The 11,950-nt window shown below is 35.2% G+C and carries 13 protein-coding genes; 10 read left to right on the forward strand and 3 right to left on the reverse strand.

What is annotated here, in order from left to right; all coding sequences use genetic code 11:
• The first annotated feature begins 99 nt into the window (after positions 1–99).
• The 6 genes from SCA31_RS19515 (at position 100) to rimM (ending at position 4,284) form a co-directional block, all read left to right on the forward strand.
• Positions 100–624, forward strand: coding sequence for an SRPBCC family protein (locus SCA31_RS19515; protein WP_076352644.1), 525 nt, complete (start codon positions 100–102; stop codon positions 622–624).
• Positions 625–766: 142 nt separating this feature from the next.
• Positions 767–1,216 (forward strand): hypothetical protein, encoded by a 450-nt coding sequence (locus SCA31_RS19520; protein ID WP_410698687.1) that lies wholly within the window; start codon positions 767–769, stop codon positions 1,214–1,216.
• Positions 1,217–1,377: 161 nt separating this feature from the next.
• Entirely contained in the window at positions 1,378–1,890 is a 513-nt protein-coding gene (locus tag SCA31_RS19525; protein ID WP_410698688.1) for a nitroreductase, read from the forward strand.
• Between the two features lie 217 nt (positions 1,891–2,107).
• Positions 2,108–2,953 (forward strand): T9SS type A sorting domain-containing protein, encoded by an 846-nt coding sequence (locus SCA31_RS19530; RefSeq protein ID WP_410698689.1) that lies wholly within the window; start codon positions 2,108–2,110, stop codon positions 2,951–2,953.
• A 210-nt stretch (positions 2,954–3,163) separates the two neighbouring features.
• Positions 3,164–3,727 carry a 30S ribosomal protein S16 gene (locus SCA31_RS19535; protein ID WP_410698690.1) on the forward strand — a complete coding sequence of 188 codons (564 nt, stop codon included), beginning with the start codon at positions 3,164–3,166 and terminating at the stop codon, positions 3,725–3,727.
• A 14-nt stretch (positions 3,728–3,741) separates the two neighbouring features.
• Positions 3,742–4,284 carry a ribosome maturation factor RimM gene (gene rimM / locus SCA31_RS19540; RefSeq protein ID WP_410698691.1) on the forward strand — a complete coding sequence of 181 codons (543 nt, stop codon included), beginning with the start codon at positions 3,742–3,744 and terminating at the stop codon, positions 4,282–4,284.
• 99 nt (positions 4,285–4,383) lie between these two features.
• Here rimM and SCA31_RS19545 read toward each other — a convergent pair whose 3' ends face one another.
• The 3 genes from SCA31_RS19545 to SCA31_RS19555 form a co-directional block, all read right to left on the reverse strand.
• On the reverse strand, positions 4,384–5,298 hold the full coding sequence (locus tag SCA31_RS19545; RefSeq protein ID WP_410698692.1) for a helix-turn-helix domain-containing protein: 915 nt from the start codon (positions 5,296–5,298) through the stop codon (positions 4,384–4,386).
• A 157-nt stretch (positions 5,299–5,455) separates the two neighbouring features.
• Positions 5,456–6,295 carry an SDR family NAD(P)-dependent oxidoreductase gene (locus SCA31_RS19550; protein ID WP_410698693.1) on the reverse strand — a complete coding sequence of 280 codons (840 nt, stop codon included), beginning with the start codon at positions 6,293–6,295 and terminating at the stop codon, positions 5,456–5,458.
• A 170-nt stretch (positions 6,296–6,465) separates the two neighbouring features.
• Complete coding sequence (locus SCA31_RS19555) at positions 6,466–7,395, reverse strand: XRE family transcriptional regulator (RefSeq protein ID WP_410698694.1); 930 nt, start codon at positions 7,393–7,395, stop codon at positions 6,466–6,468.
• Between the two features lie 105 nt (positions 7,396–7,500).
• Between SCA31_RS19555 and SCA31_RS19560 the strand changes: the two genes are divergently transcribed.
• From SCA31_RS19560 to rpoN, 4 genes are all read left to right on the forward strand, one after another.
• Positions 7,501–8,139: a hypothetical protein gene (locus SCA31_RS19560; RefSeq protein ID WP_410698695.1), complete on the forward strand. Its 639-nt coding sequence runs from the start codon at positions 7,501–7,503 to the stop codon at positions 8,137–8,139.
• Positions 8,140–8,145: 6 nt separating this feature from the next.
• Positions 8,146–8,745, forward strand: a complete 600-nt coding sequence (locus SCA31_RS19565) for a CDP-alcohol phosphatidyltransferase family protein (protein WP_410698696.1) — start codon at positions 8,146–8,148, stop codon at positions 8,743–8,745.
• A gap of 111 nt (positions 8,746–8,856) precedes the next feature.
• Positions 8,857–10,305, forward strand: coding sequence for an asparagine--tRNA ligase (gene asnS / locus SCA31_RS19570; RefSeq protein WP_410698697.1), 1,449 nt, complete (start codon positions 8,857–8,859; stop codon positions 10,303–10,305).
• Between the two features lie 159 nt (positions 10,306–10,464).
• Positions 10,465–11,928 (forward strand): RNA polymerase factor sigma-54, encoded by a 1,464-nt coding sequence (gene rpoN, locus SCA31_RS19575; RefSeq protein WP_410698698.1) that lies wholly within the window; start codon positions 10,465–10,467, stop codon positions 11,926–11,928.
• Positions 11,929–11,950: the final 22 nt, after the last annotated feature.

The raw sequence follows: 11,950 nt of genomic DNA on the forward strand, positions 1-11,950 counted from the left end.
ATCTTGTCATATGGAAAGAGCGGGTGATGTCGTAATATTTAATTTTGAGAACAGATTCAGTAATCCTATTTAAAATAAATAACCTTAAATATATAGACTATGAAAACACTCTTAAAGATTATAGGAATAATCATTCTACTGATTATTGTATACGCTGTAATCGCTATCCTGGCTTTTAGCAAAGATTATCATTATGAAAAATCCGTTGTCATCAATGCTCCAAAGGAAAAGGTATGGCAATATGTAGGTTCCTTAAAGGGATATAATATGTGGGATCCTTTTTCGAAGGAAATAAAAAACATTACGATTACCTATTCCGGAGAGGGGGATAAAATGGGAGATTCTTACCATTGGAAAGGGGATGACAGCGAGGGAGAACAATCCATCACAGAAACTGTACCCAATGAAAAATTGGTCACTAAGCTTCATTTTATTCAGCCTTTTGATGGGAATGCCAAAGGAACTTTTGTACTGACCCCTGAGGGTAGCGGAACAAAGGTAACATGGAAAATAGATAATGAGTTGAATACCATGATGAAAGTGATGAAACCAATGATGGACCGTAATATGGATAAAATGTTTGGACAGGGACTCGATGATCTCAAAAAACTATCAGAAAAATAAACAGAAAGCCTTGTAAAATGATACAAGGCTTTTTTATGATGAGAAGTCATCATTTTCTGTTATTACCAGCATAGTTCTATGAATGGAAAAAAGTATAAATTATTATTCTAAAAAATATTATCTTTATATAAAGAATCGATTTATGGAGAAGATTGTATTTGAAAAAAGCGGGATCAGGGACTTTGTAAATAGTACTATTGCAGAGAAAATTGAGAAGCTTAAAAATTTTATAGAATTTACCCAGGAAGCAAGCCGTGACATCAAAAAGACTCCAAAGTATGACAGCATGAGAGAGGAAATGCAGGAGGAAATTTACCAAATGCAGCGCCAGCTTGGAGCCTTGAATGATCTGAAAAAAAATATGGCTAAAGTACTGAATGCAACTACAGAAAGAGTTCAGCTAGGTTCTTTGGTGATTACCAATAAGGCTCGTTTTTATATTTCTGTTTCATTGGGTGAGTTTTTCTTCGAGGGTGACCGGTTTTATGCCATTTCTCCTGAAAGTCCCATGGCAAGAAAACTGATGGGAATGAGAGCCGGAGATGAGTTTACCCTAAATAAAATTCATCAAAAAGTAGTGGAAGTATTGTAGAGAAGCTCGTTGGTAGATTAATACTTCTATTATATAATAGGTTTAAATTTGCTTGCGGTTTTTTCAAATGATAACTCAATGAAGCGAAAAAATAGTGGATGGGTTAGCTCAAACCGGTAATAACCAATACAAACTCTCAACTTTTTCGTAATTTTGTTTCTATGAATAAAGCAACAGTCTTAAAAGAAATTATAGAGCAAAGAAGAAGTATTTTTCCAAAGGATTATACAGACACGGAAATTTCTCAGGAAGTTATTGATGAAATTCTACATTCAGCGACTTTAGCTCCCAATCATAAACGTACGAAGCCTTGGCGTTTCAAAATATTCAAAGGTGAGGAAAAGGCAAAACTAGCTTCAGAAATGCAGGCTATCTATAAAGCAACCCAAACCGAACAGCTTTTTTTGGAGAAAAAATACAATGACATAGGTTTTAAAATCAACAAAGCTAATGTTGTAGTATCCATTATTGTTAATTTCAGCGGAATGGTTCCTGAATGGGAAGAAATTGCGGCTACTTCAATGGCTGTTCAAAACATGTACCTAAGCTGTACTGCAAATAATATTGGCTGCTATTGGAGTTCTCCTACAATTGTTAATGCCTTGAAAGAATCTTTAATAATTGAAGAAAACCAAAAGTGTTTGGGACTTTTTTATATGGGAAGTTTGGAGTAAAAAAAATCCAATTTTTAAAAAAAACAAAAAAATTTTTATTCTTAAATAAAATGTTTTTCAGAACTAATCTTAAGTGAAATTTTAGATATTTTAAATATTTAATATAATTGATTTTTATTAAAGAAAATCTTGTTTTCATAAGGCTCAGGTTGGTATTCGGATTTTTGATTTTGTCATGATATATATTTATCTTGACATTTCATTTTAAACTGAATTTATGAAAAATAATTATTTTATTAAAGCTGTACTGATGTGTACGGTAGCTGTTTCCGGTTTCAATCTACAGGGGCAGTGTGCTAATCCAGCCAATATATATTCATTTAATTATAGTGGAAAAACCTATCAGGTTGTTAAAGAAAATAAGAACTGGATAGGAGCTGCAGCCTGTGCTGTAGAAAAAGGGGGGATTTTGGCTGAAATCAATAGTCAGGACGAGCAGGATGCTGTCTTTGCAGGTCTTCAAAGTGCGGGTGTTTCACTGCTTAATACTACAGCACCGGATGGTGGAGGCTCTTCTTATATATGGATAGGAGGGAATGATTTGGCTGAGGAAGGAAAGTGGATCTGGGATGGAAATAATGATGGTGTAGGGCCGCAATTCTGGCAGGGAGATTTTACCGGCTCATCTGTAGGAGGCCTTTATGAAAACTGGGGAGGGGAACCTGATAATTATAACTCAAACCAGAATGCATTGGGACTGGCATTAACAGATTGGATTTACGGAGATGCCGGAGAATGGAATGATCTATTTCAGGGGAATTTATTATACTTTGTCATTGAATATGATTCTATACTTGGAACGAAGGATACTATATCAGAACCGGAATCTGCCTGGCTATATCCCAATCCGGTACGTGATTTCCTGGAGATCAAAGCAACAAAAAATATCGTAGGAATTACACTGACAGATGTTTCCGGAAGACAACTGAGATCATTTTCAGTAAACAATACACACCATGAAAAAATAGATTGTACTTCACTGGCTGATGGATTTTATTTTATTGAAATTATGTATCAGGACAACACTTCTGCTAAACATAAGATAATAAAGTCCGCTAAATAAAAAGTTGATAAATAGAGAGCCTTTTTCATGAAGAGGGCTCTTTTGTTTTTATTTTTTTACATTACCCTAGTATTTAAGATGATGATATTACAGTGAATATTGGAAAAAATCAATAAATTATTGTATCTCCGTTTCAACATATCAGAAAAAGTACTATCTTTGCACTCTTAAATATTTAACTGGGACGAGTTCCCGTAAAATTCAAACATTATGTCAGTAAAAATCAGATTACAAAGACACGGTAAAAAAGGAAAACCTTTTTTCCACATCGTGGTTGCAGATTCTAGAGCTAGAAGAGATGGTAGATTCATCGAGAAACTAGGAACTTACAACCCAATTACTAACCCGGCAACTATCGAATTGAACGTTGATTCTGCTGTACAGTGGTTAAACAACGGTGCTCAGCCAACTGATACTGCTAGAGCTATTCTTTCTTACAAAGGTGCTCTTTACAAGAAACACTTACAAGGTGGTGTAGCTAAAGGTGCTTTTGATCAAGCTGAAGCTGAAAAAAGATTCAACGCTTGGTTAGAATCTAAAGAATCTAAAGTTCAAGGTAAAGTAGAAGGTTTAGCTACTGCTAAAGCTGATGCTAAGAAAGCTGCTTTAGAAGCTGAAGTAAAAGTAAACGAAGCTAGAGTTGCTGCTGCTGCACAAGCTGATGCTGATGCTAAAGCTGCTGAAGAAGCTGCAAACGCACCTGCTGAAGAAGTTGTTGAAGCTACAGAAGGAGAAGCTCCTGCTGCTGAAACTGAAGAAAACACTGAAGCTTAAGAACATTTCCTGTTATGCGTAAAGAAGATTGCTATTTTTTAGGTAAAATCACACGCAGACATGGACTTGCGGGTAACGTTATCCTTAAATTAGATACCGACCAACCCGAGCTTTACAATAAATTGGAATCAATATTCGTTGAAATCAACGGATTATTGGTTCCATTTTTTATTGAAAAATCATCATGGAGCAAACTAGATGCTCTGAATCTTGCATTCAAAAATTCTTCTGAAGCAATAGTAGATCAGGTTCTTGGTAAAAGTGTTTACCTTCCGTTGGCTACATTGCCTAAACTTTCAGGAAAACAATTCTATTATCACGAAATCATAGGTTATGATATTCTTGATGAAAATGATAACGAATGTGGTGTGATAAGATCTGTAAATGATCAGACAGCACAGAATTACTTTATCCTTGGATTTGAGGGAAGAGAAATCGTTATTCCATTAATCAAAGACTGGGTTCTTGAAGTGAATAGAGAAGAAAGGTTCATTAAAATGCAACTGCCAGAAGGCTTGATGGACGTATTCTTGGTTCCATCTAAGAAAGATGAATAATTTTGCAATAGCAATACGCTTTATTTTACACCCGCAATCTATTTTTTCTAAACTTTATTAATTCCCTCTCTATGCAAAGGGGGGTCTATAATAAAATTTCTAATTAAACATTTTCCTGAATTCTCCCGGAGACTGATTGGTCTTCTGTTTAAAGAGCTTGCTGAAAGATTGTGGATGCTCAAAACCCAGCTCATAAGCAATTTCACTGACAGATAAACTCGTAGTGCTTAAACGTTGTTTGGCAGAATCAATTAATTTGTTCTGAATATGCTGCTGTGTATTTTGTTGAGTATGCAAGCGGAGTAATGTTCCCAGATAATTAGGAGAAATATTCATTTGTTCGGCAATGGTTTTAACCGATGGGATCCCATTTTCAAGGAGATTCCCGCTTTCAAAATATTGGGAGAGAATATCTTCGAACTTGTACAATAATTCGTGACTTGATTTTTTTCTGGTGAAAAACTGACGTTCATAAAAACGGTCCGAATAAACCAGTAATAATTCAATCTGAGAAATAATCAGTTCCTGCGTAAATCTATCGGTATTTGACTGATATTCCCGTTCAATATTTTTAAAAATATCAACAAGAATTGTCTCTTCTTTATCAGAAAGGAAAAGAGCTTCGTTCACCTGATAACTAAAAAAATCGTATGATTTTATTTTTCTGGTTAATGAAGTATTCCACAGAAAATCGGGATGAATGAGCAATAAAAATCCAGTAGGTTCTACTTCTATATCCGGATTGATTTCAAGACTTAGATATTGCTGGGGTGAAACAAAACACAGCACTCCTGAATTAAAATCATATTGCTGCTGCCCATAATTGAACTTGGGTGTGACATTCTTTTTCAAACCAATTGAATAAAAACTCTGAATCCACTTCAGTTCCTCATTATCTACAATATAACGAACTTTGCTGTAATCTATCAAGCTTATCAGTGGATGCTCAGGATTGGGAAGACCACAGAAAGCATGAAAATCTGAAATAGAATTAAAACGTACAGGCTGTTTCATAAGAGCTAAGTTAATTGTTTTTGTAAAAAGTATAATGTATTAATTAAAAAGGTCTTCAACTCCGGTCAGGATGACTTGTCTAACATGGTATGATCAAATTATATAGCAGATGGATTAGAGTGCCATCCTGAGTAGAGCTGAAGATACATTTATCAGATTAAATAGCAGTAGAAACAGTAAGACTTTCCCATTTCTCAGTATCTTTCTTTAAAATATCTATTTTATTATTCAAAATTTCGAGTGTTCCTACCCCCAATAATAAATGCACGGGAGGGTTTTTCTCTTTACTGATCTGGATCAGAACATCAGCTGCTTTTTCCGGATCGTTAGGCTGGTTTCCATTGATTTCATTAAGGTGAGCCTGCTCCGAATTTCTTGCCGCTTCATAAGCCTGAATGGAATTGGCAGGCGTTTTCACAGAATCTTTAGTTAGAAAATCTGTACGGAAATATCCTGGATAAACAACGGTAGCATGAACTCCGAAATCTTTTACTTCTTCAGCCAGTGCTTCTGTAAATCCGGCAACGGCAAATTTTGTAGAACAATAAATTCCCCAACCTGGAAAATTAGCAGAATATCCGCCAACAGAAGAAATATTGAAGATGTTTCCTGATCTTTGTTCACGAAGATAAGGCATGGCATTTCTAATCACATTTAATGTTCCGAAAACATTCACGGCATAATTTTCTCTTGCTTCCTCATCGGTAAGTTCTTCAAGAGTTCCGATTTGCCCGTAGCCTGCATTGTTGACAACTACATCAATTCTTCCAAAATGATTAACTGTTTTTTCAATAGCAGATTTGATGTCGCTATTGTCTGTGATATCTACACTGAGTGGAAGAAAGCTTTCTGAAGTTTCTCCAATCCTGGAGATCAGGGATTCAATGGTACGGCTTGTTGCGGCCACCTGAAATCCCTCGGATAGTAATTTTTTCACCAATTCGAATCCTAAGCCTTTTGAGGATCCTGTCACGAACCATACTTTTTTTGTTTCCATTTTTAAATATTTTTTTGTTTAAATGATGGTACAAAGATGGAAAGTTACAGAGGGAAAAATGTAGCCGAATCGGGGAATGATGTATCCAAATCGTGAATGAGATTATTTCAGCAGTAAAATAATTAACTATTTGATTGGTTTCACGGAAATATTCATCCAATGGATATTGTTCATGATAAATTCTGTTTTAACCGTTCAATCTGTTCATACATTTTATTGAAAAAGATTTTTCTATCCCTGTTTCCGGATGTATTCAGGGATTTTGAATTTTTAATCTGATGTTCAAAATAATTCCGTGTTTCACTGCATGTTTTTGCGTCATTAATCAAAATGTAGCCAAACATATTTGCAGGTAATGCAAAAAGTGATTGTTGTGGATGATGAAAAAAAATGTCATTGGAAAGGTGCATTAGCTCATTTTCATACAAGTGAAATTTTGGATTGTTTTCTGTCTTTTGCTCAATATATTCGATAAGCTCTCTAAGCTCTTTCAGAATAATCTGACCCTCATTTTTTTGTAAAAGCCCAGTCTCATAATAAAATAAGATCTGTTGCAAAATACTGGAAATAGTCCTGTCATTCCATAATTCTACGATATTTTGTGCCTCATATTTTTTCTTGAGTTCCTGTGTATTTGATTCAAAATATGGGGGAGAAAATTTCAGAAAGGGAATGAAAACCTGTTTTGCATTAAGCAGATTCATCCAGACATAAATTTTAAAACGGGAAAGCAGAGTGTCTGAAAGTGTATAAAAAAAAGGAATATCTTTCGCAGAATAATAAATAGTCATCTCATCAGAAAGTGGCAAATTTTCAAAAATGCTGAGATTATTCTGAAAAAAAGACTGTAAATCTTCTGTTTCGTTCACGACCAAGGTTTTTTGAACCAAAATCTGTTGGTCTGAAGTTATAAATTGATTAAGGGAAATCTGATAATATTTGGCCAGTTTCAAAGCCTCTTCAAAACTGAACTTTGCTTTCAGAGAAGTCCTTCTGTGCGATGCATCATAGCTTATATTCAGAATATTAGCGATCTCATCATTCAAAGATTTATCACCAATTTTTCTGCGAATTTCCCTAAGTAAGAGTTCCTGGTACATGTTTTTGTGATTTTCACAAATGTAGTATTTTTTTTAATTTTTTTTCACATTCAGAATTGGTTCTTCTACGGATAATTTTGAATTGTAATTTAAAAAATATGAGTTATGAAAACACGAATAGTATTATTAACGGCTCTTTTTTTCAGTAGTTTGGCCTATGCATCAGATAGTATAAAGATTGATTCTTTGAAACCCAGGTTTCTCGGAGCTTCTCCTTCAAAGAATGTCAGAAACGTGAACGGAATTATGTTCAAGTATTTTGATGAAGACGAAAAAAATATTCCTAAAAAAATTAACGGATTGGGGTTGGGACTTAATCCGGTAGGGTTTTTCTTTCCGGTATTACTGCTTGTGTATTTACCTGACGCAGGTAAGTGGAGCTTAAACAATGATTATGGAATTGTTCCAGAGCATAAAATGAACAAAATCAACGGAGTTCAGTTATCTCTCATCAATATGGAGCCTACGGTTACCAATGGTTTGGAGATTACTATATCAAGCAATATAAATACCTATGCCATAACAAATGGAGCTGCTCTATCTCCTTTTTTCAATTTGCATCATGAAATAAAAGGTGTTTCTGTAGCTCCATTGGCGAATGTAGGCCAGAAATGCAGGGGACTTCAGATTGGTCTTTACAACCATTGTAAAGATTTTCGCGGAATACAGATCGGAGCATGGAATGAAAATGGAAAGAGAAAGCTGCCTTTAATTAACTGGAATTTTAAGAAACAAGAAAAATAAAGACTTATGAAAAATATACCGTATCTGCTTATCGCAACCAGGTTTATCCTGGCTCCGATTATTCTGTTATTAGCTTATTTTAAAGGTACAGAAGCGAGGTTTTTAATTCTTGCATTAATGTATTTTGGAATATTAACCGATATTTTCGACGGAATTATTGCCCGAAAAGTTGGGGTTTCCTCAGAAAAATTGAGAAGACTAGATAGCCAGACTGACTTGATTTTCTGGCTCTCACTAGGGCTTGCATCCTATTTTCTGAATCCTGAATTAATTAAAGAAGAATGGTATGGCATCCTTTTAATTTTCGTCATGGAAGCACTTTGCTACATTGTTAGTATCTGGAAATTTGGTAAAGAAACCTGTACTCATGCTTTTTTGTCAAAAATGTGGGGCTTGAGTTTACTGTTGGCATTTACTTATCTGATCGGTTTTCAGGAAGCGGGATGGGCTTTTAATCTGGCGATTATTCTTGGGTTGATCTCTCACATTGATGTTATCCTCATTATTTTATTCCTTCCACAATGGCAATATGATGTTCCCAGTTGTTATCATGCCCTGAAAATAAGGAATGGAAAACAGAGGAAAAAGTCCATTTTCTTTAACTAATGTATTAAATAATTGATTAATGATTTTTAAAGAGGGCGCAATCATCAAGTTGCGCCGTTTTTTTGTAACTTTGCAAACATTAATTTTTATACGAAAATTTATTATCAACAAATGAAAAAGCAAACGATCAAAGAAATCCTAAAGGATTACAAGAAAGTATTACATCATGACATTACAGTTTACGGATGGGTAAGATCATTCCGTGCCAATCGCTTTATAGCCCTTAATGATGGATCTACGATTAATAATTTGCAGATAGTTGTTGATTTCGAAAATTTTGATGAAGAAATCATCAAGAATATTAGTACAGCTTCTTCTCTTAAAATAGTAGGTGAAGTGGTAGAAAGTCAGGGAGCAGGGCAGTCTGTGGAAATTGTTGCTAAAAAGATCATTGTTTTAGGAGATAACTTTACAGAAGAGCTTCAAAGTACGATTCTTCAGCCTAAGAAACATAGCCTAGAGAAGCTTCGTGAGCAGGCCCACTTAAGATTCAGAACCAACCTGTTCGGAGCTGTTTTCAGAGTACGTCATGCAGTAAGCTTTGCCGTTCATTCATTCTTTAACCAAAACCAATTCTTCTATATTAACACACCGGTAATTACAGGTGCAGATGCTGAAGGAGCGGGAGAAATGTTTGGAGTAACAAACTTTGACCTGAACAATATGCCAAGAACTGAAGAGGGTGAAATTGATTTTGCACAGGATTTCTTCGGGAAAAAGACCAACCTTACCGTTTCAGGACAGCTTGAAGGAGAAACTGCAGCAATGGGATTAGGAAGAATTTATACTTTCGGACCCACTTTCCGTGCTGAGAATTCAAACACAACAAGACACCTTGCTGAATTCTGGATGATTGAACCGGAAGTGGCATTCAACAATCTTGAAGACAACATCGACCTAGCGGAAGATTTCCTAAAATATGTAATCCAGTATGTATTGGATAACTGTAAAGACGATCTTGAATTCCTGGACAAGCGCTTTGAAGAAGAACAAAAGACAAAACCAGAAAAAGAAAGAGCGAAAGAGGGACTTATTGAGAAGCTTGAAAATGTAATAGCTAAGCGTTTCAAGCGTGTAAGCTATACAGAAGCTATTGAGATTTTATTGAATTCAAAAGAAAACAAAAAAGGAAAATTTGCTTATCCTGTGGAGAGCTGGGGAGCAGATCTTCAGTCTGAACACGAAAGATACTTAGTTGAGAAACATTTTGAGTGCCCGGTTGTATTGTTCGATTATCCAAAAGAAATCAAGGCTTTCTATATGAAGCTGAACGAAGACAATAAAACTGTTGCCGCTATGGATGTTCTTTTCCCGGGTATTGGAGAGATCATCGGTGGATCAGAAAGAGAAGCGAGATTAGACGTTTTAAAACAGAAAATGGCAGATATGCATGTAGATGAACACGAACTTTGGTGGTATCTTGATACCAGAAAATTCGGTTCTGTACCCCATGCAGGTTTTGGTTTAGGATTGGAAAGATTAGTTCTTTTTGTAACAGGAATGACAAACATCAGAGACGTGATTCCTTTCCCAAGAACGCCGAAAAGCGCTGAATTCTAGAGATATAAAAAAAAGCCTTAACATTTGTTTAAGGCTTTTTTTATTTTTCAATAGTTTATTATGTAAAGTGTATAAAGCAAAAATCATGCTAAATGCATCTTTTATCAAATAAATTTATTAAATTCGTAGAATATGTTATGTTAAAACGCAAATACGAATATGCTTAAACAACACTTACAACTCAAATTAGGACAAAAGCTGGCCCCTCAGCAGATCCAGTTGATGAAGCTTATTCAACTTCATACTCTTGAATTTGAAGAGGAGTTGGAGAGAGAGCTAGAAGAGAACCCTGCTTTGGAAATTGCAAAGGAGGATTCTAAGGAAGATGAATATTCTTCCCTGGAAGAGGCTTATCAGGATGAGGGTACAGAAAGCATTGAAACAGACTTCGACGTTAACGAATATCTTTATGACGACGAACCAAGCTATAAAACTGCATCCAGCAACTACTCTCCGGATGATGAGGAATTTGATAACGAAAGCCTTTTAACAGAAGGGCAGTCATTATATGATTATCTGATGGAACAGATTCACCTGGTGAATATCAGTACTGAAGATCTTAAGATTGCAGAATATCTAATCGGAAACCTAGATACAGATGGATATTTGAGAAGAGAGATTAAATCAATTGTAGATGATCTGGCTTTCTCACAAGGAATCTATACTACAAAGGAAAAAGTAGAAGACATTTTGGAGAACTATGTTCAAAAGTTGGATCCATCCGGTGTAGGAGCAAGAGGACTGCAGGAATGTTTATTATTACAGATTGAAAAGAAAGTGAGCTCAGATAAAGCTGTTTCTTTAGCTGCTAATATTTTGAGACATCAATTTGATGCACTTACCAATAAGCATTACAACAAGATTATTCAGAAGTATGATATTGAAGAAGATGATCTGAAAGATGCGTTGGATGAAATTTCTAAACTATCACCAAAAGTTGGAGGAAACTTTGATACCCAGACCATCACAATTAATCAGGAAATTATTCCGGACTTTGTGATTCAGGTGAAAGATGGATTGGTAATTCCTATGCTTAACAGCAAGAATGCGCCTACGCTAAGGGTTTCTGAGGAATATAAAGATATTCTTACCACCTACTCACACGATAAAAAATCTTCTGAGCATAAGCAGGCAGCTTTATTTATCAAGCAAAAACTGGATGCTGCCAAATGGTATATTGATGCCATTAATCAGCGTCAGAATACTTTATTGCAAACAATTAATGCTATTGTTAAGTTCCAGAAAGATTATTTTATTACAGGTGACGAAAAATCTCTGAAACCAATGATCTTAAAGGATGTTGCAGACATTACAGGATTTGATATTTCTACCATTTCAAGGGTCGTAAAGAGTAAGTATGCAGACACTCCAAACGGTATTGTATATCTTAAGGACCTGTTCTCGGATAGTTTAACCAATGATGATGGAGAAGAAGTTTCTACTAAGGAAATTAAAACCCATCTTCAGGAGGTAATCAGTAAAGAGAATAAGAGAAAACCTTTGACAGATGATGCTTTGGTGATCATCTTAAAAGAACAAGGGTATAATATTGCAAGAAGAACAATTGCAAAATATCGTGAACAGCTCAATATTCCGGTAGCGAGATTAAGAAAAGAACTTTAAATAATAAAAAAAGCATTTCATT

Origin of the sequence: Chryseobacterium sp. SIMBA_028 (genome assembly GCF_046535285.1) — a bacterium.
Lineage (GTDB): Bacteria > Bacteroidota > Bacteroidia > Flavobacteriales > Weeksellaceae > Chryseobacterium.